The organism is Burkholderia cepacia ATCC 25416 (assembly GCF_001411495.1).
Taxonomy (GTDB): Bacteria; Pseudomonadota; Gammaproteobacteria; order Burkholderiales; family Burkholderiaceae; genus Burkholderia; species Burkholderia cepacia.
The window spans coordinates 2595663-2619302 of the sequence record NZ_CP012981.1 but is presented as its reverse complement, the minus strand read 5'-3'; the positions used below and the strand labels follow the sequence as shown (position 1 = coordinate 2619302).

The 23640-nt window shown below is 60.6% G+C and carries 33 protein-coding genes; all 33 read right to left on the bottom strand.

From position 1 onward, the window contains the following. Positions 1 to 4: 4 nt before the first annotated feature. On the bottom strand, positions 5 to 1117 hold the full coding sequence (locus tag APZ15_RS39160) for a baseplate J/gp47 family protein (RefSeq protein ID WP_081040790.1): 1113 nt from the start codon (positions 1115 to 1117) through the stop codon (positions 5 to 7). Further along, the gene (locus APZ15_RS11995) at positions 1118 to 1567 is read right to left on the bottom strand and encodes a phage GP46 family protein (RefSeq protein WP_034195782.1); all 450 of its coding nucleotides are present in this window, start codon (positions 1565 to 1567) and stop codon (positions 1118 to 1120) included. Beyond that, positions 1564 to 2166 carry a phage baseplate assembly protein V gene (locus APZ15_RS11990; RefSeq protein ID WP_027787576.1) on the bottom strand — a complete coding sequence of 201 codons (603 nt, stop codon included), beginning with the start codon at positions 2164 to 2166 and terminating at the stop codon, positions 1564 to 1566. The genes APZ15_RS11995 and APZ15_RS11990 overlap by 4 nt, the downstream gene beginning before the upstream one ends. Further along, positions 2163 to 3245 (bottom strand): phage baseplate assembly protein, encoded by a 1083-nt coding sequence (locus APZ15_RS11985; protein WP_027787577.1) that lies wholly within the window; start codon positions 3243 to 3245, stop codon positions 2163 to 2165. Before APZ15_RS11985 ends, APZ15_RS11990 begins: the two co-directional genes overlap by 4 nt. Before the next feature lie 3 nt (positions 3246 to 3248). Further along, the gene (locus tag APZ15_RS11980; RefSeq protein WP_027787578.1) at positions 3249 to 4706 is read right to left on the bottom strand and encodes a DNA circularization protein; all 1458 of its coding nucleotides are present in this window, start codon (positions 4704 to 4706) and stop codon (positions 3249 to 3251) included. Positions 4707 to 4709: 3 nt separating this feature from the next. Further along, positions 4710 to 6464 (bottom strand): phage tail tip lysozyme, encoded by a 1755-nt coding sequence (locus APZ15_RS11975; RefSeq protein ID WP_060078860.1) that lies wholly within the window; start codon positions 6462 to 6464, stop codon positions 4710 to 4712. A 148-nt stretch (positions 6465 to 6612) separates the two neighbouring features. Continuing rightward, entirely contained in the window at positions 6613 to 6900 is a 288-nt protein-coding gene (locus tag APZ15_RS11970; RefSeq protein WP_051363284.1) for a phage tail assembly protein, read from the bottom strand. A gap of 2 nt (positions 6901 to 6902) precedes the next feature. After that, complete coding sequence (locus APZ15_RS11965; protein ID WP_034195783.1) at positions 6903 to 7274, bottom strand: phage tail tube protein; 372 nt, start codon at positions 7272 to 7274, stop codon at positions 6903 to 6905. A gap of 63 nt (positions 7275 to 7337) precedes the next feature. After that, on the bottom strand, positions 7338 to 8840 hold the full coding sequence (locus tag APZ15_RS11960) for a phage tail sheath subtilisin-like domain-containing protein (RefSeq protein ID WP_027787582.1): 1503 nt from the start codon (positions 8838 to 8840) through the stop codon (positions 7338 to 7340). Beyond that, the gene (locus tag APZ15_RS38450; protein ID WP_027787583.1) at positions 8837 to 9034 is read right to left on the bottom strand and encodes a DUF2635 domain-containing protein; all 198 of its coding nucleotides are present in this window, start codon (positions 9032 to 9034) and stop codon (positions 8837 to 8839) included. Before APZ15_RS38450 ends, APZ15_RS11960 begins: the two co-directional genes overlap by 4 nt. Before the next feature lie 11 nt (positions 9035 to 9045). Continuing rightward, on the bottom strand, positions 9046 to 9603 hold the full coding sequence (locus APZ15_RS11955; protein ID WP_027787584.1) for a hypothetical protein: 558 nt from the start codon (positions 9601 to 9603) through the stop codon (positions 9046 to 9048). Then, positions 9600 to 9932: a head-tail joining protein gene (locus APZ15_RS11950; RefSeq protein ID WP_027787585.1), complete on the bottom strand. Its 333-nt coding sequence runs from the start codon at positions 9930 to 9932 to the stop codon at positions 9600 to 9602. Before APZ15_RS11950 ends, APZ15_RS11955 begins: the two co-directional genes overlap by 4 nt. Beyond that, positions 9933 to 10997: a major capsid protein gene (locus APZ15_RS11945; protein ID WP_027787586.1), complete on the bottom strand. Its 1065-nt coding sequence runs from the start codon at positions 10995 to 10997 to the stop codon at positions 9933 to 9935. 108 nt (positions 10998 to 11105) lie between these two features. Further along, positions 11106 to 12038 carry a head decoration protein gene (locus APZ15_RS11940; RefSeq protein WP_051363285.1) on the bottom strand — a complete coding sequence of 311 codons (933 nt, stop codon included), beginning with the start codon at positions 12036 to 12038 and terminating at the stop codon, positions 11106 to 11108. Positions 12039 to 12080: 42 nt separating this feature from the next. After that, positions 12081 to 12701 (bottom strand): hypothetical protein, encoded by a 621-nt coding sequence (locus tag APZ15_RS11935; protein WP_051363286.1) that lies wholly within the window; start codon positions 12699 to 12701, stop codon positions 12081 to 12083. A gap of 28 nt (positions 12702 to 12729) precedes the next feature. Then, the gene (locus tag APZ15_RS11930) at positions 12730 to 13596 is read right to left on the bottom strand and encodes a S49 family peptidase (RefSeq protein WP_027787587.1); all 867 of its coding nucleotides are present in this window, start codon (positions 13594 to 13596) and stop codon (positions 12730 to 12732) included. Continuing rightward, on the bottom strand, positions 13593 to 15263 hold the full coding sequence (locus APZ15_RS11925; RefSeq protein WP_027787588.1) for a phage portal protein: 1671 nt from the start codon (positions 15261 to 15263) through the stop codon (positions 13593 to 13595). Before APZ15_RS11925 ends, APZ15_RS11930 begins: the two co-directional genes overlap by 4 nt. Beyond that, positions 15263 to 15508, bottom strand: a complete 246-nt coding sequence (gpW, locus tag APZ15_RS11920) for a gpW family head-tail joining protein (protein WP_027787589.1) — start codon at positions 15506 to 15508, stop codon at positions 15263 to 15265. The genes APZ15_RS11925 and gpW overlap by 1 nt, the downstream gene beginning before the upstream one ends. A gap of 7 nt (positions 15509 to 15515) precedes the next feature. After that, entirely contained in the window at positions 15516 to 17669 is a 2154-nt protein-coding gene (locus tag APZ15_RS11915; RefSeq protein WP_027787590.1) for a phage terminase large subunit family protein, read from the bottom strand. Continuing rightward, positions 17605 to 18198 carry a helix-turn-helix domain-containing protein gene (locus tag APZ15_RS11910; RefSeq protein WP_027787591.1) on the bottom strand — a complete coding sequence of 198 codons (594 nt, stop codon included), beginning with the start codon at positions 18196 to 18198 and terminating at the stop codon, positions 17605 to 17607. Before APZ15_RS11910 ends, APZ15_RS11915 begins: the two co-directional genes overlap by 65 nt. A gap of 204 nt (positions 18199 to 18402) precedes the next feature. Continuing rightward, positions 18403 to 18981 (bottom strand): phage tail protein, encoded by a 579-nt coding sequence (locus APZ15_RS11905; RefSeq protein WP_027787592.1) that lies wholly within the window; start codon positions 18979 to 18981, stop codon positions 18403 to 18405. A gap of 1 nt (position 18982) precedes the next feature. Continuing rightward, the gene (locus APZ15_RS11900) at positions 18983 to 19336 is read right to left on the bottom strand and encodes a hypothetical protein (protein WP_226153274.1); all 354 of its coding nucleotides are present in this window, start codon (positions 19334 to 19336) and stop codon (positions 18983 to 18985) included. 226 nt (positions 19337 to 19562) lie between these two features. Continuing rightward, a complete protein-coding gene (locus tag APZ15_RS11895) occupies positions 19563 to 20135 on the bottom strand; it encodes a hypothetical protein (RefSeq protein WP_057056459.1) in 573 nt (190 codons plus the stop codon). Between the two features lie 27 nt (positions 20136 to 20162). Then, the gene (locus tag APZ15_RS11890; RefSeq protein WP_027787595.1) at positions 20163 to 20399 is read right to left on the bottom strand and encodes a hypothetical protein; all 237 of its coding nucleotides are present in this window, start codon (positions 20397 to 20399) and stop codon (positions 20163 to 20165) included. Positions 20400 to 20407: 8 nt separating this feature from the next. Then, on the bottom strand, positions 20408 to 20776 hold the full coding sequence (locus tag APZ15_RS11885) for a phage protein NinX family protein (protein WP_027787596.1): 369 nt from the start codon (positions 20774 to 20776) through the stop codon (positions 20408 to 20410). Continuing rightward, positions 20773 to 20997 (bottom strand): hypothetical protein, encoded by a 225-nt coding sequence (locus tag APZ15_RS11880; protein WP_027787597.1) that lies wholly within the window; start codon positions 20995 to 20997, stop codon positions 20773 to 20775. The genes APZ15_RS11885 and APZ15_RS11880 overlap by 4 nt, the downstream gene beginning before the upstream one ends. A 24-nt stretch (positions 20998 to 21021) precedes the next feature. Next, positions 21022 to 21408: a hypothetical protein gene (locus tag APZ15_RS11875; RefSeq protein WP_027787598.1), complete on the bottom strand. Its 387-nt coding sequence runs from the start codon at positions 21406 to 21408 to the stop codon at positions 21022 to 21024. Continuing rightward, on the bottom strand, positions 21405 to 21725 hold the full coding sequence (locus tag APZ15_RS11870; RefSeq protein WP_027787599.1) for a hypothetical protein: 321 nt from the start codon (positions 21723 to 21725) through the stop codon (positions 21405 to 21407). Before APZ15_RS11870 ends, APZ15_RS11875 begins: the two co-directional genes overlap by 4 nt. Beyond that, positions 21722 to 22033 (bottom strand): DUF4406 domain-containing protein, encoded by a 312-nt coding sequence (locus APZ15_RS11865; RefSeq protein ID WP_027787600.1) that lies wholly within the window; start codon positions 22031 to 22033, stop codon positions 21722 to 21724. The genes APZ15_RS11870 and APZ15_RS11865 overlap by 4 nt, the downstream gene beginning before the upstream one ends. Continuing rightward, positions 22030 to 22605: a hypothetical protein gene (locus tag APZ15_RS42125; RefSeq protein WP_051363287.1), complete on the bottom strand. Its 576-nt coding sequence runs from the start codon at positions 22603 to 22605 to the stop codon at positions 22030 to 22032. The genes APZ15_RS11865 and APZ15_RS42125 overlap by 4 nt, the downstream gene beginning before the upstream one ends. A 14-nt stretch (positions 22606 to 22619) precedes the next feature. Next, positions 22620 to 22874 (bottom strand): hypothetical protein, encoded by a 255-nt coding sequence (locus APZ15_RS11855; RefSeq protein ID WP_226153275.1) that lies wholly within the window; start codon positions 22872 to 22874, stop codon positions 22620 to 22622. A gap of 241 nt (positions 22875 to 23115) precedes the next feature. After that, positions 23116 to 23355 carry a hypothetical protein gene (locus APZ15_RS11850; protein ID WP_051363288.1) on the bottom strand — a complete coding sequence of 80 codons (240 nt, stop codon included), beginning with the start codon at positions 23353 to 23355 and terminating at the stop codon, positions 23116 to 23118. Then, positions 23352 to 23624, bottom strand: a complete 273-nt coding sequence (locus APZ15_RS11845; protein WP_226153276.1) for a hypothetical protein — start codon at positions 23622 to 23624, stop codon at positions 23352 to 23354. Before APZ15_RS11845 ends, APZ15_RS11850 begins: the two co-directional genes overlap by 4 nt. Positions 23625 to 23640: the final 16 nt, after the last annotated feature.

The window sequence follows — 23640 nt, the reverse complement described above, 5'->3', positions numbered from 1 at the left end:
CCCCTTAGCTAAAAGTAACGGTGCCAACCGTAGGCAAGTACCCGGCTGCGCTTACGATATTTCCAATCGGCGCAGTTATCACAAATCCAGAAGTGCCAGGCACTGCATCGATCCCCGAGTTGATGTCGGAAATATCTACCGTCCCGCCGGGAGCACCTTTTCTCAGAAATACGTCGGCAATGGCCGCCTCAACAGCTGACTGCGTCGCGCTTGATGCAGTTGAGAGGCCAGAAATCGAAAAATTGACCGGGTTCGCAAGCGGCGCGCACGCATAGACCAGCGCGGTGACAGGTTGCAACTGGTAGATCGCATTTGCGACCGTCAGTTGATCTCCTGTCGCCTTGATTACGGTGCGCGTCTCGCTCGCCGCGACTCCATTGGTTCCTTGAGGGAAGCCAGAATGAGCAGACTCTGCCTCGTCCATCATGAAATAGACGACGACAGTGCCAGGCCCGAAGCCGTTAGGCAGGCACCATGCGCGCGAAACCCCAGGAATCGCGGTGGCCCATAAGATGTAATCGTTCTGGTCGCCGCCCTGCGGACTCGCCTGAAAAGCAGCGATCACGCGCGAGCGGAACACATCATCACCTTCCACATCAGCGCCACCAATAAAATCGACTGCTGCCACGCCAGATGACTGGATACCAGGAATTGCGGTTCCGAGGGACAACACCGTCCCGGCGTCGCAATTACCCGCGGCACCAGGCAGAGAATCCAGCACAGAAACCACTACTGAACCGCCGTTTCCCACCGTTGCTGACGATTGAACTATGTATGTCCTGCTGTCCCCACGAACGACCGTCGTTCCCGATGCAATCGTCGTGCCGACGGCCCCCAAAAATGCAGCCACCCCAGATGCTGGAGTAGCTCCCTTCTGGTAGACGTTCTTGAGAGCACCCCAGCCAACGAGATATTCATCAGTCGCGGTCCACGGAACCGCCTGCTTGGCAATCCAATCGAGATAACCGTAATGCAGGTATGCAAGGCCGGCCTGAACTACCGTGATGACGCGCAGGACGCTGTTCCGCAACAGCGCACTGACGCCCTGCAGGTTCGCCTGAACGTCGGCCGCAACCTGTGCTTTCAAATCCGAGAGTGTCGGTCGCGAGAATGGCATTTATGAATTTCCGTTCCAAGCCCACGAATAGGCAAGCGAGACTTTCGTCCCATCCTTCTGATAGGCAATGACCTTCGCGCCGAGAAAACTGGTCCGCGTCCACTCGACCATGATGTCGAACTTGGCCACGACGCCATCGTCGATCAGCCACTGCAAAGCCTCTGCGATGTAGTCGTATGCACGCTGCAACGTTTCCGTCGTCTGCTTTGAGCGACGAAGAAGCCAAAGACGAGAACCGATCGGGCTCGTTGCATCGTCACCCCACCATCCCCGAGGGTCACCGGAGCCATCTGGAATCACGTCATCCGGCGCCGCCATGCGATCCGTGAAGAGGCTTACGATAATCGCTGTCTCAAGGTCGTTGCCGGTCGCAAGTACCGGACCTAGCGTCGCCCAGTCGCCTCGATTGTTGGCCGCGTCCCAGAAAATCTGGATGTCTGTCGGGTTCATTCGGTCTGGTTCGGCGAGTTCGTTGTCCTGGTATCGAGACCGCCCTGGACATTGGTTACGTCGTGGTCGTGCCCATCAAAGATCACGCGATCGGCGGCCATGCTCCTGCCGGTCGTATCGCAGTTGTCGACGATGTCACCAGTGCATTCAAACAGCGGCGTCACCATGCGCACCTTCGTGGCTGCATTGATCGTGACGGTCGATGCATCGTTGACTGTGACTGCCTGCCCTTTAGCCTCGACGACAACACCACCACTGGCGGTGAGATACACACTCTTGCCATCCTGGCTGTACAGCATCGTTTCACCAGCTTGCAAGTTGCGGGGCCTCGATGGTTGATGATTAGTGCCGACGATCACTGCATTGTTTCGACCGCCGCCGAGATTGAGCATCGTCACGTCGGACCCGTTCGGCGGGACACTGGTCAGCCCGAATTCAGCACTGCGAGGCAAATTGTCGATCGTCTCCCTGGAATTCACCTGCACTTGAAGAAGCTGCGCACCGCCCGAGTCGTTCTGATGCGTTACGCGCCCCCATCCCGTGACCACAGTGATGAACCGCGCAATACGCGCAGTCACTCCGTTCGCTTGATCGCTCATTGAGGATTGGTGCTGCCGTCGACAAACATCGGTTGGAGAGCCGTAGGCTCGGGAAGATATGCTTCCGGGCGCATTGCCGTGATCGTGGCGGTCGTGCCGGATTGCAGATTCCGCTGATACGTCACTTCGCCGATCAACCACGTCACCGGGCCGGTCCCCGACTCGTCGGCCAGCTTCAACTGCGGCAATAGAATCGGCACCAGCGTGTTCGGTGTCCAAAGCGTGCCAGCGGAGTCGCGCCATGAATCGGTCGTGAGGGTCACGACTGCGGCGCGTCCGATCCGCCGATTCATTTCCCAGATTGCTCGCTGCTTCGCGAGATCCTGGAAGCCCTGAACCGCCTCGGCGATGATCACGCGTTCGCGCGGTCGCTTCACGCCTGCATCGGTCGCGGTTGCGATCACATTGCCTGCCACGCCAATGTCTGAATACATCTGCACCGACTGCGTGAACGCCGTATATGTCTGGAACCGCTGATCTGCCGAATATTGAACCGTCGCGGCCTGCACATTGACACCCTGCTGAAACCCGCTCGCCGCATTGACTGTGCCGGCCTGCGCGAGAACCAGATTCCCATCCGGCGCGTCATACACGAGGAGCGAGCTGTATCGGCTGATGCGCTCGATGATCTCGTAGCACGACTCGCCGAGAAACAGATTGAACTGCGGGATTGCTCGCAGATCCTCGACATCGCATGAAACCGTGATCCCATAGTGCGAAGCGATTTTCGACGCGACATCGAGCGCCGACGTCCCGCTGATCTGGCCATTCGGCCAGAACGCGGCGCAATCGACAAGATCCTGGCATTTCCCGCGCCCAGCGACGCGAATCGTGTGACTATGCGCGTCCATTGACGGCACGTAACGATCGACATAACCGGTGAGCACGACGTCCGCCCCGATCTTCACGATGCATTCGTCGCCAGGTTGCACGACGACCCGGTCGAGCTGGCCGGGATAAAGTTCGGTGAGACCCAGCTCAAAGTCACTTGGCAGGCGTTCAATTCCTCTTGTAACGCGCACGTTGGTCCACCCCGAGATCGACTGACCGCCGATACTCAGGGAGAGTTCGTCATCCATGGATTACGTCGCGAGCGCCTGAAACGAAGTAGGTAAGAAAGCAGGATGTACTGCATCCGCCTGTTGAACGAGTCCATCGGATCGGGTCGAGTCTCGATAAATGCGATTCGCAAGCACAAGGGCCGGCAGCGGAGCCGCGAAATTGAACGTCGTCGCCGGCGCTATTCCTGCACTTCGAGCCTGAAGATCAGCAACGACCGCCTGCCGAAGCGCCCGAAGCGCCGCATAACTCGAATCGTCCCCAGCATCTCCCGCGATCTCGATCTCGGCATCGAGCATCGCAGTCACGCTTGCAGTAAGTGCCTGCGCATCCTGCTGAGATGCCGGCTGATATGCCGTGACAGTCTTCGCAAGCTGAGCCAGCACGGCGCGCCGGAAAAGCGCGCCGCATGCTGTCTGCATCACTGCCATCGCGCTTCCGATAGCAGATGACGAGGTAATGCCGGCCGGCGAGTACGTCGCCATGCTCGCAAGCATACGGATCGCATCTGCCGGATCAGAAGCTGATGCGGCCACGGCCTGAACAAACGACACCGCGGCGGCCGAAAACGACGCCGTATCTACGACCGACGCTGCAGCTGCCTGAAGGGCCGTCCCGGTTGAGTTCACTGCCGATCGCAATGCCGTATCGTTCTTAATCAGCATCGATACTGTCGTGCCGGCCGGCGCCTTCTGGTTTGATCCGAGGTAGCCGGAATTTCCACCGCCAAACAGCCGACCGAAATTCCCGGAGAGCGTCGAGACCGCGCCGAGGAACCGCTTTACGTCGTTCACCGCCGTCACGCCAAGCTGGTAGATCCCGACGGCAGCCGAAACAGCAGATTGAACGACAGCAGCCCCCGCCTGAATGGCGGACGCCGTGTTCTTGATGAAATCGAGAAGCGAAGAAGCGTTCAATGCCTCGGCTGCCGCCGAAACTACATCCTGCGTCGAATCTACCGCTTTCGGATAGATTCTCAGGCCGGTCCGAATGAAGGTGAACATCACCTCTACCACCCGACCGAGATCCTTGCGCTCCATGAATTCGACATTCAGGCAATTCACGTTCTCGATGGTGCCAAACGTCGGATGCACGAGAGTCTGTGGTCCAGCCGCCTCACAGACATTGAACATGCGATCGCGCTGACCGATGACCGAGCCACCGCCGTAGATGAGGCTGTCTTCGACCAGAAATCCGACCAGGTTGAACTGGCGAGGGAGCTTGCCGAGATCCTCGACCCAAACCTCATCGCGATACGGGTAATCGTGGACTGCATTGCGCCGACCGCCGGCCGTGCGCGCAGCCTCTACCGCGAACGGAACACCCCCGTACGAGGCCCCGCGCATCAGGCTTTGCCAGTTCCCAGAAAGCAGGTTCGACACGCCGTTGACGACGCTCGAAACCCCGCTCACGAGATCCGAAGCTGACGCAGCAACCCCGCCGATGCTGCCAGCGATCACCACACCCGTCGTGATGCTCATATCTTATGGCCCCATCAACAAAGAATGACCGATCTGGCCGGTCGCCATAACCTCGCCGTTCGAGTGCACGCTCGCGCGGGTACCATGCGGCGCCCCCGGCATATGGATCGTGACCTCGAGCTTCTGCGTTCCGTAATTCTTGCGGGCCGACGAATCGATCGAATCAGCCGCCTGCGCTCGCTTCGACGCCTCGCCATCCGCGTCGGCCGGCCTCTCGTAGAGGCGAGATACGATCGCGCCGGCCTGAGCCGCGTTGTCGACGCCCATCAGCGCATTTCCAGCCTGACGCGCCCCTCTGTCGCTTCCGCTCCGTAGCTCGTAATCAACAAACTGAAGCTGCTGATCGAGAGTCGATTTCCGGATGTCGATACCGAACAGCTTCTTGAATGCATCCTGTCGATCTGCATGCCATTGCGCGATCCCGTATGCCTTCCCGCCATCTCCGATGGCTCCCGGGTTGTACATACTTTCTGACCAGAGATTCGCGGCGATACCGGCAGCCTGCTTCCTACTCCATCCCTTCAACATCAGGGAATTGACTACATCGGCAGTTTTCGAATCTGCAGCGGCTCCTCCGCGACGGCGCGCTCCTATCGGATCGCCGTCCCATACGTCGCCAGGCTGCGTCAGCCGCGTATCGCCCTCGCCTTTATTCAAGCCCTGGCTATAGAGCAGCCCCAGCGCGCCGGCGACGATCGGGTTCGCGGCCAACGGCATCAAGATGCCTGAAAGCGCAGTTGCCTTCCCCACAAGGGTCGCCAACCCAGCGATCGGTCCTGCGAACGTGACAGCGGCGATTCCCAGCGCGATGCCCTTGACGCCTCCGAGGGCCTCGCCAACACCCGCGACCGATTTCGCGGTCTTGTCCCAGTCGACGTTGTCGATCCAATGCGCGATCTTCGGGCCGTAATCGTCAGCAAGACGTGCGAACTCGTCGACAGCTCGGCCAAGCGCCGGCGCGAGAGCCGATCCGATCGAATTTTTCAGTTTGTCGACCGACGCATCGAGCGCGATCATGGACTGGTTAAATTTCTCGCCCTGTGCAATCTGCTCGGGCGACATCGTCGCGTGCAATTCGTCGAACTTCGCAACGAACTGGTCGATAGTGCCGCGGCGAATCATCGCCTGGATACCGCCGAGCCCGAAAATGTCGAGAAACTTCCGCTGCGCCTGTGTGTTCGTGATCTTCGAGGCCGCGCCCGCGATGTCATGAAGGCCACGCACGACATCAATCGTGCCGTCCTTCAGGCGATGGATGCCGATCCCCTTGTCGGAGAGCACGCCGGCAACGAAGTTGTTCCGGCCCGCTGATGCATCCTCGAACGCGTCGCCGAGCGACTGCATGCTGCTCGTCATTGCGTCGGCAGATAGCCCCGCTACGCGAGCGGCGCCCCGATAGCGTTGCAAGTCGGTCGTCGTAACGCCGATCATGCTCGAGGTATTGGCAATCTCGGCTGCAGCACGGCCCCAGCTCGTCGCAAATGCCGCGATCCCAGCCACGCTCCCAACGCCCACGATCGCCGCGAGCGGCGGCGCAATCGATGCGACGCTGCGCGCGACCGTCTGCGCTGACTTTCCGACAGATTCGAATTTCTTGCCGAGCTGGTCGAGACCGGTTTCCTTATTGAAGCCGGCCACTGACGACTTAACGTCTGCGATCGGCTTCGTAATCTTTGCGATGGACTCGTTGACGCGCTTGGCGACCGCCGTCGCCTTATCCACCGCATCGATCGTGATCTGAAAGACCGGCGCCGCCATCAACTAACTCCCATGTCTTTCAATCGCTTCGCCTCCTCATACCAGTAGAGAAAGCGGCTCAATTTGAGGCGCCACGCATCCTCCGGCCCCCAGTGGTAGTACTTCGTGACCTCGGCGACCAGCCCACGCCAACCGACGGGCCACGCGGTCAAAAACCCTGGAGGTACGTGACCGCCTCCTCGTAATCGCGCTTCCCGAGCGTGCGCACCGCTTGCACGGGAATCCCTGTGATGAACGCGATGAGTGCTGCATTGGTGGCGAGCGATGTTTCGCCGGCTTTCAGCGAACGATCGAGCTCGTCGACGGTCGGCTCACGCAGCTCGAGATGCGAATATGCGACCGAGTCACCCTTCATCTGAATCGGCTTGCGCAGCATGAGAGTGAGGGTTTCAGGATGCTCGGGCGCGGCCGGCGCAGTGTTGTCGTGATCGCTCATGTTCAGTTCGTCGTCGTTTCGGTGACTTCCGGACCCTCGAACTTGACGTCGAACACGGCGTCTTCGGAGTCCACCTCTTGATCTTCGACCGACCACATGTTCCGGCCGATGATCGTCTTGCCGTTCGCGAGCTCAGCGACGACCGTCACGTTCGTCATGCTGTTGACGTTCTCGACCGTCAAGCCGCCCCAGTCGCGCATCTGCATGGCGATCGACGGAGCACGCCACTTTTCCTTGTAGCCATGCACGCCGTCCATGCCCGTGAGCGATTCGCGCGTCTTCTTGCCCGGGCTGTACTTGAAGTTCGCCGACACCATGTAGGTCTGGCCGTCGACGGACACGGACGCCGTGCCAGCGAGCAGATTGCTAGGCATCGAATGCCCTCCTGAAATGAAAAAAGGCGCCCTAGGGCGCCTTCGTGGACATCGCTACCGTGATCAGGCCGCAGCGACCTGATTGCTGAACTGCATGAGTAGCGCGAAGATCCGGAGCTGATCGATCAGCACGGCCGGATACAGCACATCGACGCGATTCGGGTTCGTGGCGTTCTGCTGCACGATGAGCCCCTGCGCGAACTGCGCACTACCCTGGACATATCCGCTTTCCTCCATCGCCTTGTAGTCGGCGATCAAGTCCGCACGGATCATGTTCGGCGTGACGACGTTGTTCCCGGCCGTGAGCCGCGTCCCGTTCGCCGCCAGCTTCACGCGGGCATACTTTGTCGTGACGACCGATTTCAGCCGACGCAGCACATACGCCAGTGTGTTCATCGTCTCGACCTCGAGGTAGCTGTTGTCGGGCTGCCCGAAACTGTTCGTCTGGTACGTCGTGATCAGGTTCTCGATCGCGACGGTGCCGTCATCCGCCACCGTGAATGTGCTGATGCCCGTGTACAGCAGCGTATTGCGATCCGTCAGCTGGAACCGGGACTGCACCGGCGGCGCCAGAGCGGTCGCGAGCGTGACGGTCTGCAACGGCTGAGCCGGGTCCGCTTGAGCCGAAACAGCGACGGCCGCCGTGATGTCAGCCGCCCAGATCCAGTTCGGCGTCGGCGAATCGTTGAAGCCTGTGATCGACACATGCTCATCGTTCCGCGTCGCGCCGAACGTTTGGCACGACGCGAGCGTGCCGCGATACGCGCCATATGCGCCGCCATAGAGCTGTTGCGCCCAGCTCCACCGGCCCGTCTGCGTGCTCAGGAACGACTTGATCGCATTCAGCGACATGGTGTCGTTGTACGGGAGCGCGATGAAGTCGAATGTCTTGTCGCCCAGGTTCGCAAGCGCGGCCGTGAGCGACGGATTCGTCGCTCCACTAGCCATCGCGACGATTGCGACGGTCATGCCGGCCGGAGTCGCCTCTCCGCCGGCAGTGCCGAGGTAGTTCAGCCGCAGGTCGATGTCGTTCCCACCGGCGCCCTTGTTCTTGGCCGTGAAATTGACCTTGCTCGTCGTCGTTCCGTCGACGGCAGCTGTAACCGGGAGGTCACCGACGGCGTTGACTGCGGCGGCCAGCGCCGTCGCGAGTTGCGCGGGCGTCTGCGACGTTGATACGTTCAGCGAGACGCGGGTGCCCGCGATATACAGCGACAACACACCTGCGGCAGTCGCCGCTGCCGTGAAATTGAGCGAGCCGACTGCCGCTACCGCAGCTGGGTCGTCTGCGAGCGGGAGATACCAGACCTCGCCGAATTGATCACGCGCTCGATAGGCCGCCGTCATCAGAGCCAACATGGACCCTTGGCCGCCGACGGCCTTCGCGTCGGACACACCCTGGCTGATCAGCGGGACATTCGGCGTCGCCGAGCCGGCACTGGTCATCTGACCGATGATCAGTGCGCGCAGTGTCGGCTGACCGGTATTTGCGTTGCGGGGATCGATGTCCGCATAGAACAGCGGTACGCGCAGGTTCTGCGGAACGTTCGGAAACGAGATGGTCATTGATCACCCTTTTCGATTTTTGCCACCTTCGCCGCCGCGGGCGCCTGGGGCTCGACGATTCGCGCATCGCCATCAGCGATGCGTCGATGCCAGTACAGGTCGAAGTCGTCCACCGTGATGCCCTCGGGCGGGATGAACTGCTTCGTCACCGGATCGAGCACGTTCGGCCCACCCGGAACAGGTTGAACGACCATGCGTCGCTCCTTCAGAAGTTGATGGTCAAGCCAGGCTGCGTCGTGCCGTCCGGCTCCTGGATCACCAGGTCAACGCCTTGCAGCGGCGTGAGCGGGATCGGGAAGAAGTCATCCGCCGATTGGAAGAACTCGACGTCGATCGTCATCAGCAATTCCGCGATCGGCATCTCTCCATCCGAGCTCGTCGTGAGCTCCGAATCGACGGATGAAAACTGCTGAATACGCTGGCCACCGGCCGGATCTGCCCAGATCGCAGGGTTGTTGATCAACACTGATTCGATCTGGGCTTTTAGCTTCTCCGCGGCAGCAAGCGCGGCCGCGGAGCCCGCATCGCCGACAAGCGCTGCCGATTTCGTTCGAGCGATGATCTCTAGCGTCGCCGTGACGTTGAACTGCGGTACGTTGCGACCGAGCGATTCCTTCCGCTCCTTACGCGCGTGCACGAGGATCGATGGATACGCGTTCGGCGCCGTCGGCCAGTCGTACGGCGAGAAAACTGCGTCCCCTGCATCCGTCGCACCCTTGAGCGCCGTTACGAACAGCGCCCGAAGATCTGCGGATGTCGTCACGACGAACTCACCTTATTGAGAAGAAGCCTTGCAGCACCACGCGAGTCCGGGCGAACCTGCCGAACTACGTACGTGCTATTGACGCTGGGGATTGAGAGCTGGTCGTTTTGGACCGGAAGCGATGGAAACTGCGAAAGCTGCACACCCAGTACCGCCGACACTTCGGTCACACCCGACGATGCATCCTCGAACATCACTTCCTTGAGGTATGCATCGTCGAATACGCCAGTGATCGAGAACGATCCGCCAGCGAACGGCTTGTACGTCACCGGTTCAGCGAAAACACCGTGCAGCGGCCCGATGACGACGCGGTTCCAGTCGATGGGCATTTACGCCTCCGCACGGCCGCTCTGGAGAACCTCCGGACGCGTGCACAGGTAGAGCGGATAGGAGTAGACCTCCATCTTCCACCACATGCGACGGTCGCGATCGATGATCGGCAGCACGTAGACCGGCGCGCCCGGCTGGTTGATGAACTCGGCCGATTCGCCCGGCGCCAGCACCTCTTGGAAGATGCCGGGTGCATTCACCGGGAAGAACTTGACCTTGTCGTCCGGGATCTTGACCGTGACGTTGTCGTCCGAGCCGCGGTAGTTGACCCACGTGATGCCGTCGAACTCGAACGATGCGAACGCGTCGCCGAACGCGTCGTCGCGGATGTCGCGAGCGCCTTCCCAGTTCAGGAACGTCCGGATCACGTCCGGATGGTTCGAGAACTGGTCATAAAACACGTCGCCGCAGAGCGCCATAATCCGCGTCTGGTTCGTGAACGCGCCCTGCGCCTTGCGGGCCATATTGCGTTTGACGCCGTTGATCAGCGGACGCAGGGTGTTCGCAGTGCCCGCGCTCAGATTGAAGCCGACTTCCTGCGCCTGGGTGATCTGGAACTCGTCGAACCAGTTGTACAGAATGCTGCCGTCGGCGGGGTTCAACACGAGGCCCTGCACCGCTGCCAGGCGCAGATATTCCTTCGTGTATTCGACGCTCGCGAGCAGGCCGGTCGGGCCTGCGAGCCGGCGCGCGACTTCGCGTTCGAGCTGCATCGGCACGGTCACGATCTGACCGGTCGGGCCTTCCGGAAATTCGCGGATGTTCTGGATTTCATACGTGTGGATCGTATCGTCGTGCATCAGCCGCGGCACGTCGAAGTAGCGCATTTTGCGACGCTCGGTCGTGCGCTGCGTGCCTTCGGTGCCGCGCTCGCTGAAGCCGATGAGCTTCAACGTGCCTGTACGCTCTTCGACCGAAACGGCCGTCGTGCGAATCGGGTTTTCGTCGAAGATGTTCAACTGCCCCAGCGCACCCGGTTGGTACGGGTTGCGCTGGACGCCCTGCGTGAGGGCCAGTGCGCTGAAAGCGTCACCGTTGAAAATGTCGATGATTTCGCCAGCCATGGCTTGTTCCTTTTCGGAAAAAAAGAAAAGCCGCCTTGCTGGCGGCCTCGGAATTGCAGAAATGAAAAAGCCGCCCGTAGGCGGCTTGACGGTCGGCGGGCGCCCCTATTAGCGCGGCACGATGCCGAGCGCTTTCAGCTGGGCCTGAGCTGCAGCGATCGCTGCGGCACTCATGCCAGCCGGCCAGACGAGTTCCGATGCGTTGACTTCACAGAGCCGCACGACGACCGCACACGGCTTGTCGACGGTCGTGACGTCCTTCGTCGCGAACAGGATGCCGGTCGGCACCTGGGAGCCATCGACATTGGCGGGATCGAACGCTTTGTATTTCCCCGAACCCGCCGCGACCGTGATCGCGAAACTGTCGCCAGGCCCGAATGCCGTGCCACCGGCCGTGATCGTGAACGAGAGGCCGCCGGCCTTGAACGCGACACCGGTCGTGCCATGACCCACTTCGGCGCCCGTGGGATCCGAGACAATGAAATGGGTCGCATCATCGAATTCGACCGTATAGACGCCGGCCTTCGCCGCATACCCGGCAACGCTCAGCGAACCGATGGTGCCGTTGCCGGCGTTGCTTGCGCCGGCTGCGGAAGCGATGTTCGGGTTTCCGGGCGCGCTCGTCGTCGTGAGCGTGAACGAATCGTTCGCGGCAAACGGCGTGCCGCCGGCGGTGATCGTGAAGCCAACGCCGAGTCCACTGAATGGGGACCCGACGGACCCGGTCGCCGTCTGGCCGTCCGGAGCCGTGACCGTAAATGCCGTCGCGCTGGTCATCAGCACGTTGTAGACGCCGATCATCGTCGCGGGCGCAGCCTGTGGCGTCACAGCTCCGACGGTGCCATTGCCCGTATTCGTGCCGAGCGCGGCGGCGCTTGCCGTCAGAGCCGCCGTGACCAGGCCGAGGACGGTGCCTGCGAGCACCTTAGCGCCGCCGGTCAGAATGCCTTGATCGATCGACTGGTGACCATTCGCCAGCGATACGATGAATCCGCCGTTGTGCCAGTTTTCCTGGAGCGGCGTATAGGTGGGGTTACCCATGTTTCATTTCCTTGAGGAAGAGGTGAAGATCGATGACGCGAATCAGCGGCGGCGGGGAGCGCTCGCGGCCTTCAGGTTCGCGTCCCAGCGCGCTGCCAGGGCTTGCTGCTGCGACGGCTTCGGACCACCGTCCGCGCCGAGATTCGGATTGCGCTCGGCCCGATTGAGGTGCGCAGCCGATGCCGGCGCCGGAGTCGCCTTGAGCATTGCGATTGCTTCGCTCCGCTTCATGCTCGTTTTGAATGCGAGATTGGCCGCAAGCACCGGATTGCGCGCCGCGGCCGGCGATGCGAAGATCGCGGCACAACGTGCCCGTTCACGCTTACGCGCGCGGGCGGATGCACTTTTCCCTCGCATCTCTTCGTCGTCATCGTCGGCCTCGAGATCGCTGTCCTGATCGTCTTCGCCGCGAGCGCGAGCCTCTTCCTCTTTGCGCTCTTCTTCAGCGCGCCGAGACTCTTCGTCCTTCTTCTCTTCTTCGGCTCGACGTGCCTCTTCCTCCTTCTCGTCGAGCTCCTCCATACGCTTGGCGTAATCGTCGTCCGATTCACCTTCGCGCTGCTTGCGCTCGTCGTCTTCGTTCTCGGCGCGGGCCGCGCGGGACGACAGGCCGGCCAGATGGGCGAACGAAAGCCCGCGCGCCGCAAGGGTGCGAATGCTCATAAATGAACCTTTTGGGGTTTGGGATATGTCAGCCCAGCTCGGCGAGCAGGGATCGGAATGCCTCGTCCGGCGCCATCACGGCATCGGCGAAGCCGATCTCGACGCCATCAGCGCCGAGAAACGTGCCAGCCTGCGTGCCACGAACTGTGGCTGCAGACAGTTTTCGATTGCGTGCGACCGTCTTGACGAACAGCTCGCCCATCGCGTCAACGTCCGCTTGGAACCGGCTCAGGGCTTCGTCGGACAGAGGATTGAATTCATTCCCGTCGGCCTTCCGATCTCCGTAGTGGATCATCGTGACGGTAACTCCGTCTTTGGCGAGTGCCTGGGAGAAATCAACATGCGCGCAGATCACGCCGACCGACCCGGTGCCACCAGTACGCGGCACAGTAATGCGATCCGCCGCGCTTGCAATTGCATATGCAGCGGAATAAGCGCTCTCCGAAAGAACAGCCCAGATCGGTTTCGTGCCTCGCGCACCGTAGATTGCGTCGACAAGATCAAAGCAGCCGGCAACTTCACCACCGCCGCTGTCGATGTCGAGCATGATGGCACGAACGGCAGGGTCTTCGAGCGCCGTGCTCAGATTCGCCCGGATGCCGTCGTAGCCCGTCATCCCACATGTCGGACGCATGTACCCCGACTTCTGCACCAGTGTGCCCGTGATCGGAATGATCGCTACGCCCGCGACGACATCGTAATAGCGGTAGTCCGGCTCGGACTCCTCTTCCTCGAATCCGAATTCGCTCATTGCGAACGATTCACCGCTCGCTCGAAACAGCTTCGTGAGTCCAAAACGATCTGCAAGCGCAGCCATCACCATTTCCGCTTTCGCGGGAGTGATGGCGAGCGGCGTATTGAACAACCGCTGCGCAAGGAACGGGAGATTTTTCATTGAGGTTGAGGCTCTTCTTCAGGAGAGGCTGCATCGGCCGCAGTCTCGATTCCAGCCCAGCTGGGCGGGGCGATTCCGAGTCGCTTGAATGCAGCCAATTCGACGGCACGCTGCGCGATCACTTCTTCCCAGTCGAGCCCTTGTTCAGCACATTCACGCTTGAGCGTAGACAGGCCCGCATCCATGCCGAGTACCGCGCCCTGCTTCTCTTTCACAGGATCCACCCAGCCGCGTGCGACGCCGAGCCAATCGCACCGCGCATATGCAGTCGGTGCCTCGACGAAATCGGGCGCATCGATCGGCAAGACATCGTCGAGATCGCCTCGCTCGATCACTTCTTGCAACCAGGTCGCATACAGCGGCGTAGCCGATCCCATCTTGAATTCAGCGCTTCGTCGGCTGAGCGTCTTCCAGCTCTCGAGCAACGCTGCGCGCGCGCTCGAATAGTTGGTTTTGCTCCAGTCCTGCGTGATCTGCTCTGCCGAGACGCCAAGCGCAGCCGCGATCGAGCGCAGCATTTCGTGCGCAAAATCTTGAAAGCCACTGTGCGGATGCGCTGCAGCGACCTGCTTGATTTCCTCACCAGGCGCCAACGTCGGGACGCGCACATTGTTGAGCATTGCGGGCCGATCTTTTGCCCAATCCGTCCGGATCTCCTGGTAATAACCGAGTTCCTCGCCTTCGCTATCCATCGCTGCTTCGATCATGGCCGGATCGTATGGACTGGTCACATACGTACCGAAGATCGTTGCGACCGTCGCCGCTTGGAGCTCGACGCCGTAATAGCGGGCGAGCATCTTGGCGTGAGACAGCACGGGCGTGAAGATACCGATGCCGCGGTGCTGACCAGCGCGGTCACGCTCATAGTCGTGGATGACCCGACGCCAACCGTCCTCATCCTCACGCTCGACACGTTCCCATTCCATCGATTCGACGGTGTTGTAAGTGTCATACGGCTGAGCTTTCCGGATGTGATACGCGAGCGGTACGCCATCGTCGTCGATCTCGACGCCACCACGCATATATCGCGTGTCGACCGCGAGATACGGATTCGATAGCCGGTCCGGATCGACCACCTGAAACGCGGTCGCATATTGCGCGCCACCGCGACCCACGCGCTCAGGCTTCCAATACGAAACGAAGAGAGCTTCGCCGTCGATCAGCTTATGACGCAGCGCGAGCCGCATCTGCTGCGAAACTGTCAGCTGCCGCGACACGTCGTTGTAGCGGCCAAGATCCTCCGAGTAACCTCGCCAGAGCGACTCGATCGCCTGGCGCATCTCGTTGGCCCATGTCGCGTCGAACTTCTTGCTGAAGCGCGCGAGCGCACGCCAATCCGGATTTGCCGACAGGCGCAGATGCGCGCCGACGGTATTGTCCAGAATGCGGGTGATCCCGCCATTCGCCCAACCATCATTCCGAGAGAGATCGCGCGATCGCGCGACCATGCGATCACGGAACTGATTGATCTCGGAATCAGGCGACCGGATATAGGGCAGCCAATCGCCCATTTCCGTCGTCTGGATATTCGAGGCTTCGTATGGGAACAAGCTCGAATACGGCGGCAGGATCGCTCCTGGCGACGGCGAGTTATCGGCACGCGCACGACCGCCCGCCGGCACGTCCCCGAAGGGCCTGCCCGAACTGTCGACGATGAGAGATGGCATTAAAACAGCACCCTGCGTGCGCGTGGATAGTGGCAGATGATTCCGAGAGCCTTCTGGAGCATCTCGATGGCCTTCCGGACCTGGGTAATGTCGCTTTGCTGATACGTGACCGACTTTGTTCCGTCGCCCTGGTTGTACGTGGCGGTCACGATCTTGGCCCCGGAGGCTAGATCGAAATAGGCCGCCTGCAGCGCAGCCAATCTCGACTGCATATCCGCAGTACTCATTCCATCGGTGATCGCCATTTCTTCCCTACGCGAGACGGTTCGTTAACTTCTTCCTGACGGGCTTCGAATCGGCTACAGCTACCTGCGATACCGGCTCGGAGGCTGGCATCGGAGCGGGTGAAACAGCCGCAGACACGGCGTCATAGTCGACCGGCATCGAAACGAGATCCGCTCGCTTGTTCAGCTTCAGCCCGAGGTGTGTCAGGCCACAGAGCGCAGCGTATGCATACACGCGACAGTCCAGCGCTTCGTTCGCGCGGCCAGACGGCAATTCCCACACGCGATATTTCTGGCCACCTGACACCTTCACGACGGATCGCTCCGACGTGAGCTGCTCGAAATAGCCAATGTCGCGATCGTTCGGGAAGTGCATGAATCCGGCGCCCGCCTCTTCGACGTGCAAGCGGCTTCGGACGGTGTCCTTCGCTGAATTCACACCGATGATCACCGGCCGGAATGATGCTTTCGTGCGGCGCGACGGCTTCTTGACCGGCCACACAGGGTTACGCTTGCCGCTGACTGCCGACTCACCCTTGATCGCCCAGACCTTGCGGCCGAGACGTGCCTTAGAAAAGTCGTAGACTTTCTGCGTGTGGTGACCGCCGGAGTCGATACAAACCGCCATCGCCTCAAACGGGCGCCCGTCGGCGCGATGCCAGATTCGATTCAGCAACGCGTCAAGGCGCTCCCATGGATCAGGGGTTTCCATGTCACCCTCGATCACCTCGTAAGCGATCGACCAGCTTTCCTCGTTGCGCCCCCAGCCAACAACCTCGACCTCGAAGCGATAGTCCTGGGTGTCGACGCCGACCGTGATGACGGCGACGCCGTCAGGCACTTCCGCGGCCCATCGCTCACCGCGCGCGACGAGCGCCTCGAGGCGCAGCGCCTTACCCGAGTTCGGGCGATACGGCATGCCGGCCTGCGTATTCCACCAGGTCTGCTTCTTCTCTTCGTCGCCCTCGGCCTTCAGCCATTTGGTCGCGATGTCGGGCGGTTTGTCCTTCTGCCACGGGCTATAAAGCTTGCTCGCCTGGAAGCCCGCGTGCTCGTTGTCCACCTTCCATTCGCCGCAATCGGGGCATTTGGCGCGATACACCGCATGGCGGTCGCTTTCCCACCAGTCCCAGACAACATCGATTGCGGCGTCGGTCGTCGATTCCCGCTCGTCCTCGGGCCCGCGCCATGCTCGCTCGTACGCGTCGAGCGGGACGTGCCGGGATCCACAGCATTCGAACGGCCGAGTCTGATGCCAGCGCGCCGTCTGCAATGCGCGGAGCCGGTCCCCTTCGGACCAGATCTGCCCGCATGACTCGCACGAGATCCGCGCCGTTTTGGGGTAATGCTCGACCACATTCCCGCTTTCGTCGCGGCGCTTGTCCCAGTCGACATGCTTGAAGAAGTCTGGAAACATGCGATGCCCGCAATGCGGGCACGCGATCGATGCTCGGCGCTGATCCGATTCCTTATAGCTGGCCTCGATCCGGCTTTCATCTTCAACCGTCGGCGAGCAAGCTCGGATCGACAGCCAGTTGACGCCGAACGTGGCGGTCCGCTCCTCGGCAAGCGCAATCGGCTCGCCCTCACGCGTCACCGGATACTTGTCCACCTCGTCAGCGAGGATGACCCGCACCGGCCGGCGCGCGAGGTTGTCAGGACTGCCTGCGCCTGCGAGTGCCAGAAATCCGCCCGGGAACGCCTTGAACAGCAGCGTCTCGTCCGCATTGCGTGTCTTGCTCGTGCCGACGAGCTCGCGCAGAACGGGCGTGACGCGGATCAGCGGGCTGATCCGTTCTTTACTGAACTGTTCCGCCGCATCCTCTTTCGGCTGCAGCAGGAGGATCGGGCACGGGTCCAGGTGCGCGAAGTAACCAAAGACGTTTTCGAGAAGGGCCGTCTTGAGCAGCTGCGTGCTTACCATCGTCGTGACGACGTGCACGCCAGGCTCGGTTACGGCAAGCATCGGCCCGCGCGCCACCTCGACCGTCGACGTTTCCCAATTGCCCGACGTGCTGCCGGCCTCCTTCGCGAGCTTGCGATACCTGTCCGCCCATGCCGGCACGCTGATGCGCGGAGGTGGCGTCCATGCCCGGCGCACCGACGTACGGAGTCGATCAGCCTTCTCGCTCGGAGAAATTGGCTTCCGGCTCGCCGAGTTGGGCAATTTGCTTGTGGACATGCGTGGTTAGGGTCTCGACAACTCGGTCGGCCTCGACGCCTAGTTCGGCTGCCAAGATCGGACCTACCCTTGTCGGCCAGTTAAGCCACGCATCGCGCTGCGCCCGGAACTCCTCAAAGAGGATTGCTGTTGCGGTATCCAGCTCGACGAGCGACCCGGACTTGCGTTCGTATTCGAGCTGAGCCATCAGCCCGAGATAGTTCTCTTTCAGGCAACGGGCATCGTCGAAATCGAGCAGCTCGACGCCACTCGACAAAATTCGATTTGCAGCATCGCCGGCGCTCTCGCCGGCTTCGAGTGTTACCCCCTTCGCCGCCTGGGTAACAGATTGCCGTTTGTTACCTTTCGGGGGATGGGTAACACTTTGGGTAACATCCGGAACGCCGTCGCGGCGATAGCGTTTCAGCAGTTTGTTGGACGCCTCGACGTTGACGTCGTCGCCGTCAAACACAAGCCAGCCGCGCTCCTTCCACTTTGTCACCGTCTTCCGACTGACGCCGTGGAGTGCCGCGAACTCGCTCTGATTCATCGCGCGATCTGTTACCTGTTACCCAAATTTCAAAACTCAGCGCTGGTCGAAATCCGCGAGTCTACGGTCCCGCCCCGCAGGCCCTAAAAACAAGGACCCACGGTTCCGAAAGCGACTTCGAAACCATGCACTCAGTGCACACCTTATCGAGATGCGTCACTTCGCCCACGCTTCACCTTACAAAATTTGATTAAATCGAATGCATCAGCGCTTCGACGCCACGAAAGCGAGCTCATGCCGCAGAATCTGCGGGAATTTTTCCCGAATCTTCTTCATCAGCGCCTTCTGCACGCTTTCATTCGCGAGCGACTGCGGAATCGACGGCCCGAACAGCTCTTTGATCGGCAGGCCAGATCGCCTGACCTTGCCATTTCGCACTACTTTCTTGTGCTGCTTTCCGGTTCGCTCGAACACGCCGCGGTGACCGTTCGGCATCGTCGCAATGAACGCGTGCCGTAATACCGTGCGCCCGGCCTTCACCTGGACGCTCACCCCATTCTTTCCCTGTCGCGCGCCATAGTTGATCAGCGCAACCGGGCGTCCGGTCGCCTTCAGTACAACCACGAGGTTGCTGCGCGTCGCGCGCTGAATGGAGAATGAATTCTTGATTGCGCTCGACTTGATGTTGTATCCGGCCGCTCTTACCTCGACCGCCGCGGCTGTTCGCGCCTGCGTGGCGGTCTTGTTCAGCGCCCGGACAACCGCCTTTTGCTGCTCGCCAATGTAGCGATTCAGACTGGTGGTGACGCCCTTCACATCGGCTCGCACATCGAGTTTGAGCATTTCAAGCTGCCAGCTTCTTCAGCCATGCAGCCGGGAGCACGTCCGGGCCGGGATCCTCGGCATACAACGGAACGTCTACCATCGTCCGCGACGGCGCACTCGGTGCAAACGCCGTGAGGCTCACGAGCGCAATCGCGTTTTCCGGCAGGAGAGCCGGATCGACGGTCGCATCAGCAATGATCGCGGCGACCTTACGCCTCCCGTTCAGCCAGAGAGGAGAACGAACGAGCGCCGGCTCAGCCAGCAGTTCATCGATGCTGACCTGTGGGGCGCTCGCCTCTGCCTTCTTCGGGGAACGCGCCATTTCAGCACCAGAAATAAAAACGCCCGGCGAACCGGGCGGAAAGTCGATCACTCGACACGAGGAGATCCAACGCGGCCGACACGCCAACGCAAAAAGCCCGCCGACCTCTCGATCAGCGGGCTTTCTCAGGACGCATCTTCCCGGAACAAAAGATACGCGGAAAATTAGCTTGGCGCAAGAAGAATCTATCGGGATCAATCTGAATCGCTCCGGAATCAGTCGGGCTCGGCTCATCCCAAGCGCAGTGGACCGGGAAGCTAAACAACTTCGCTTCGCCTCAATGCCCGTAGTTAAATCCCAACAGATATAAGTCATATCGCATCTTGCTCCACGACCAGCGTTTGACCACGAAATCATGCGAGCCGCAACATCCATGTTCACGCTGCTTGCTGAAGCGCCTGCGCTGTGAACTCTTCCACATACGCGCAGCGCGCCAATTGTCTGCGCAAGTAGCCTCGATGCGAAGGATCTCATCCGCGATGGCGTTCTCGCAGAACTGCACTTCGTCGGCACTCATCGTGTCCTGCCATGGTTTTTGCTCCATCGGCGGCTTACGCGGCGCCTTGGGCTTGGGAGGCGATGCGATATATGACTGCGACTTCGGAATGACCGCGTCGCACTGTCCGATGTAGTTGCGAAGCGTCAACAGAGCAACACATTCGTCGTCCGTGGCCGAGCCGTCGCCGCGCATGGCGATCTCGCGCTCAATTGCATACTCGAACTGAGCGAGATGGTTTCGCAGCGCCGCCGAAATCGGCTGATTCTGGAAAAGTTCCTGGATCTGCTCAATCCAACTCGCCGTGCGCACCGGGTCGGGCAGCGCATGGACTATCGAAAACGGTAATTCCATCCCCCCCCTGCCTATGCAAGCAGCGCGTCATTCGCCAGCTTCGCGCTGCACCTCTTCTAGCTGAACCAATCCTAGTGAGACCGTGAATTGCTTCCCGCGTCGCCACTCGGTCGGGCCATGCTTCGTCACCTCGGCAGACCGGATGCCAAGCCGGAAGTTGATCAGACTGCCCTCGTGAAGCACTGTCAATATGGCCGGTTCTCCGCTCCGGGACGCATCCCAAAGAGCATCCGCCATTTCTTCGCTCACGTTCAATTCAAGCATCCCGCCTCCTAGCCAGCCGCAAGCGGCTGAGCATTCTCTACTTCATCGCCGAACTTCGAAGCGACATAGGCACGCATGGCGGCGATCAGGGCCGTTTGGCCGGTGCACTCTTTCCCCGCGCCTGCGAGCGTGCCGTCGTCCCATCCGTGAATGCCGCAAGCTGCAGCGAACCACACATCGGTCCGTTCGCCCGGTATCTCGTCATAACGCCACGTGCTGATGCCCTCACGCTCGATTATCGGGCCTCCCCACTGCCATGCGCGCGAATACAGAATCGATTTGCCCGGCCATTCATCGAAACTGATTGAGGAGTCGGGATGCTCAGCCTTCATTACCCAGTAATCGAGCGCATCACCATCCAGATTCGCGACCTTCATTGAGCCTCCCCGCTGGTCGGAAGATTGTTGATCTTGACGAAGACACCTAGCCTACCAGCATATTCGCTGCAGTCTAGGATCATCTTCGGAAGTGGCTGGCCGCCAGCCGGGACGCGAGACCAATCGAGGTTCGCGATCCCCCATTGATTCAAGGCATACGCTTCGAGGTCAGATTCCGGTGAGATGCTGAGCGTACCGTCGGCGAGAATGGTCGTCTTCATTTCATCTTCCTTTCCGATGTGGGCTTAGGCATCAAAATTCGGGCAAAGCTCGGAAGCCCAGTCCCAACAAGCCGCCATCACATCGCCGAGCCGCTGAAGATCCGATCGCGAGCACCCATGAAGCATCACCCGATCTTGCTCGTCGAAGTACCAGTCGCTGCAGCCGTCCCATTTCACACGGCCATGGAGGTAACGCTCCGCGTCGGCGATTTCTTCGACGAGGTCCGAAGACGATTTGGCGCGATTACGGCGCCACATCGGCACACTGGCGAGGCGGCCACCCGTCCAACCCACGATGTCATATATGAAGAAGTCGACCCGGCTCTCGTGCACCTCTGCGACGATAGTGAAATCAAGCTCCTCGGAGTGCCGAATGTGGCGAACCGCGACGGATACCTGCAAATCGTTCATAGCTGCCCTCCATATTTTCGCTGAACCGCTAACGCTTTCTCGCATGCCTTGCCGTGCGGAAAGTTGCCCGGAAGATGAATGCGGCTGTCGACCTCGCTGACGCGGCCGCACAACGAATGCCGCTCGCCAGATCGGTTCACATCGCCGCGGAACCAGTGCACCTTATCCCCGCTGAAGATTTTGTGCGCCCATTGAGGGAAGCCTAGACCGTTGGCACATTCTCCACCCACGAAGCCCTCTCGGATCTTCCCGTCGACGAAGATGACGGGATGCATTTCGCCGGGCACAATCGGCGTGAGGCGGATAACGCCCTTCATGCGGTCACCATTTCGACGATGTCGACCGCGCGAAACACAGCGTGGCCGAGCGTCAGCGCGATCGTGTATTCGAGCGACGCACCGCGCGACGTTTGCCAGCCTTCGAGCATGGCGATCGCATCGCAGTCGACGAGGTGCTTGATGTCGGTGCGCATGCAATCCAGCCACCCAGCCGACGGATCAGCATTCAGCTCGGCCGGATTGATGACCTCGTAGCCGAGCGCACGGAGGCGCGCTGCTTCGGCATGAAAGACGGGGAAGTTCAGGTTCGGATGGCCAGTCATAGGGCCGGCGACGTAGATCTTCACGCGACCTCCCCGATCCTGATCAGAAACTTCGAGATGAACATCGGCAGAAGCGCCGCCTTCGCCGCCTGGTATGTCGCATGCTGCGCGCCGGCGCGGCCGTTGCTCCAGACGTTCGCGCCGCATTCCTTATTGCGCATGCTCACGGAGACTGCGGCCCGCTGCTCGATCGTGAGCTGATCGACACACAGCTGAACCTGCTCGGACATCTGGTTCTCGACCCACTCGTCGGCCTGCTCGTCGAGCTCCTCGTCGGTCATCGGCGTTTCGTAGCCACGGCACGTCCGATCCTCCGGGCGGTAGAAGTGCGCCAGCTGAACGGCGTGCGACTGGCGGATCTGCCAGCGGTACCAGGTCAGCAAGAGTTCTTCGATTTGTTGGCTCTGATCGGGCGTCATGTTCATCCTGTCGTCGTATTTTTTGCACCGCCGCATTTCGTAGACGTCCAGCGCGGCTTTCTGAACGCCAAGCAAGCAAACGAATTTCGTCGTCCCCATCCAGCGCCGGCGCTCGAGGTCACGGCAGCCGAGGCATGTCCGTTCCTGCTTTCGCTCGAGCACAATGGCCGGATCCATGAAGTCGCCCCGCCTCACTTCGAACCCGCCGCGGCACGGTACTTCGAATAAAGACTGCGGATGTATCGATCGAACCGCGCACGCGCCTGCGGAACGTGATCGAGCAGCGCCCGACTCTCGACCCCGCATCGCATACGAATGAAGTCGGCCGCATCTGCAGCCGTGTTAGCCGGCTGCCCGATAGAACGCATCCATTCGAGGAACACGGGCTCGTTTGCCCACATTCCCGCAAGACGCGCGAGCGGCCCACCTTTCAGGCCGCGATTCACGCCGACCTCCAATATTTGAGGCGGCGAATTGATCGCATACCGGCTGCACGGGGCCGCGCAGAACGCTTCCGCGCACATTGGAATACAAGATTGAAGCTGACCAGTGCATCCCACTCAGGGAGTGCAATTTCGATTCTGTCCCCGGCAACGTCAGTTCCCATAAGCCGGTGCGAGAGAATTTCATACGACTCGCCGTCGATCTGAACTGAGCATGATCCAGCAAGCATTCGCAATGTCACCATCACACGATTACCCGAAAAGGGATGCCCCAATACAGCATCCAGTCGATGAAGGACTCGCGGAGATCCACGCCACGGGGAAACGAAAACTCGATTTCTCCGTTGCCTGCTTCCCGGCCGATGACCGGGCACCCCGTGAACGCGACCAGACGATCGCCCGATTTGCCATCAACGCGGCTCGCCGCGATCGCGCGCAACGGCGCGGGCACCGAAGACAGTTCAATGCATGCAATTTCGCTCATGATTTGTCCGTGACGTCCCATTGATGATCGCCACTCGCTAGAAACCGTGCGAGCACCTCAGATTTCTTGTTTTGAAGCACGTATGCCTTCGCTCGAAAAACGCCCGGCTCAACCCAGCGCCCGTCTACCTTCGGGATGCGCGAGCGATGCATTTCCGGGATGAACGCGTGTACCTCCACTGCAGCGACCAACTGCCGCTTTACCGTGGCGATCCGCATGAGACGGAAAATCGTCGCGTCGATCGTGCGCGTGCGCTCGCATATCACCATGCCGCCGGATCCGCGC

Bases quoted from the DNA above. Each gene is read 5' to 3' on its own strand.
- APZ15_RS39160 (WP_081040790.1), bottom strand. From the start codon at position 1,117: ATGCCATTCTCGCGACCGACACTCTCGGATTTGAAAGCACAGGTTGCG.
- APZ15_RS11995 (WP_034195782.1), bottom strand. From the start codon at position 1,567: ATGAACCCGACAGACATCCAGATTTTCTGGGACGCGGCCAACAATCGA.
- APZ15_RS11990 (WP_027787576.1), bottom strand. From the start codon at position 2,166: ATGAGCGATCAAGCGAACGGAGTGACTGCGCGTATTGCGCGGTTCATC.
- APZ15_RS11985 (WP_027787577.1), bottom strand. From the start codon at position 3,245: ATGGATGACGAACTCTCCCTGAGTATCGGCGGTCAGTCGATCTCGGGG.
- APZ15_RS11980 (WP_027787578.1), bottom strand. From the start codon at position 4,706: ATGAGCATCACGACGGGTGTGGTGATCGCTGGCAGCATCGGCGGGGTT.
- APZ15_RS11975 (WP_060078860.1), bottom strand. From the start codon at position 6,464: ATGGCGGCGCCGGTCTTTCAGATCACGATCGATGCGGTGGATAAGGCG.
- APZ15_RS11970 (WP_051363284.1), bottom strand. From the start codon at position 6,900: ATGAGCGATCACGACAACACTGCGCCGGCCGCGCCCGAGCATCCTGAA.
- APZ15_RS11965 (WP_034195783.1), bottom strand. From the start codon at position 7,274: ATGCCTAGCAATCTGCTCGCTGGCACGGCGTCCGTGTCCGTCGACGGC.
- APZ15_RS11960 (WP_027787582.1), bottom strand. From the start codon at position 8,840: ATGACCATCTCGTTTCCGAACGTTCCGCAGAACCTGCGCGTACCGCTG.
- APZ15_RS38450 (WP_027787583.1), bottom strand. From the start codon at position 9,034: ATGGTCGTTCAACCTGTTCCGGGTGGGCCGAACGTGCTCGATCCGGTG.
- APZ15_RS11950 (WP_027787585.1), bottom strand. From the start codon at position 9,932: ATGCCCATCGACTGGAACCGCGTCGTCATCGGGCCGCTGCACGGTGTT.
- APZ15_RS11945 (WP_027787586.1), bottom strand. From the start codon at position 10,997: ATGGCTGGCGAAATCATCGACATTTTCAACGGTGACGCTTTCAGCGCA.
- APZ15_RS11940 (WP_051363285.1), bottom strand. From the start codon at position 12,038: ATGGGTAACCCCACCTATACGCCGCTCCAGGAAAACTGGCACAACGGC.
- APZ15_RS11935 (WP_051363286.1), bottom strand. From the start codon at position 12,701: ATGAGCATTCGCACCCTTGCGGCGCGCGGGCTTTCGTTCGCCCATCTG.
- APZ15_RS11930 (WP_027787587.1), bottom strand. From the start codon at position 13,596: ATGAAAAATCTCCCGTTCCTTGCGCAGCGGTTGTTCAATACGCCGCTC.
- APZ15_RS11925 (WP_027787588.1), bottom strand. From the start codon at position 15,263: ATGCCATCTCTCATCGTCGACAGTTCGGGCAGGCCCTTCGGGGACGTG.
- gpW (WP_027787589.1), bottom strand. From the start codon at position 15,508: ATGGCGATCACCGATGGAATGAGTACTGCGGATATGCAGTCGAGATTG.
- APZ15_RS11915 (WP_027787590.1), bottom strand. From the start codon at position 17,669: ATGTCCACAAGCAAATTGCCCAACTCGGCGAGCCGGAAGCCAATTTCT.
- APZ15_RS11910 (WP_027787591.1), bottom strand. From the start codon at position 18,198: ATGAATCAGAGCGAGTTCGCGGCACTCCACGGCGTCAGTCGGAAGACG.
- APZ15_RS11905 (WP_027787592.1), bottom strand. From the start codon at position 18,981: ATGCTCAAACTCGATGTGCGAGCCGATGTGAAGGGCGTCACCACCAGT.
- APZ15_RS11895 (WP_057056459.1), bottom strand. From the start codon at position 20,135: ATGGAATTACCGTTTTCGATAGTCCATGCGCTGCCCGACCCGGTGCGC.
- APZ15_RS11890 (WP_027787595.1), bottom strand. From the start codon at position 20,399: ATGCTTGAATTGAACGTGAGCGAAGAAATGGCGGATGCTCTTTGGGAT.
- APZ15_RS11885 (WP_027787596.1), bottom strand. From the start codon at position 20,776: ATGAAGGTCGCGAATCTGGATGGTGATGCGCTCGATTACTGGGTAATG.
- APZ15_RS11880 (WP_027787597.1), bottom strand. From the start codon at position 20,997: ATGAAGACGACCATTCTCGCCGACGGTACGCTCAGCATCTCACCGGAA.
- APZ15_RS11875 (WP_027787598.1), bottom strand. From the start codon at position 21,408: ATGAACGATTTGCAGGTATCCGTCGCGGTTCGCCACATTCGGCACTCC.
- APZ15_RS11870 (WP_027787599.1), bottom strand. From the start codon at position 21,725: ATGAAGGGCGTTATCCGCCTCACGCCGATTGTGCCCGGCGAAATGCAT.
- APZ15_RS42125 (WP_051363287.1), bottom strand. From the start codon at position 22,605: ATGGATCCGGCCATTGTGCTCGAGCGAAAGCAGGAACGGACATGCCTC.
- APZ15_RS11850 (WP_051363288.1), bottom strand. From the start codon at position 23,355: ATGAGCGAAATTGCATGCATTGAACTGTCTTCGGTGCCCGCGCCGTTG.
- APZ15_RS11845 (WP_226153276.1), bottom strand. From the start codon at position 23,624: ATGGTGATATGCGAGCGCACGCGCACGATCGACGCGACGATTTTCCGT.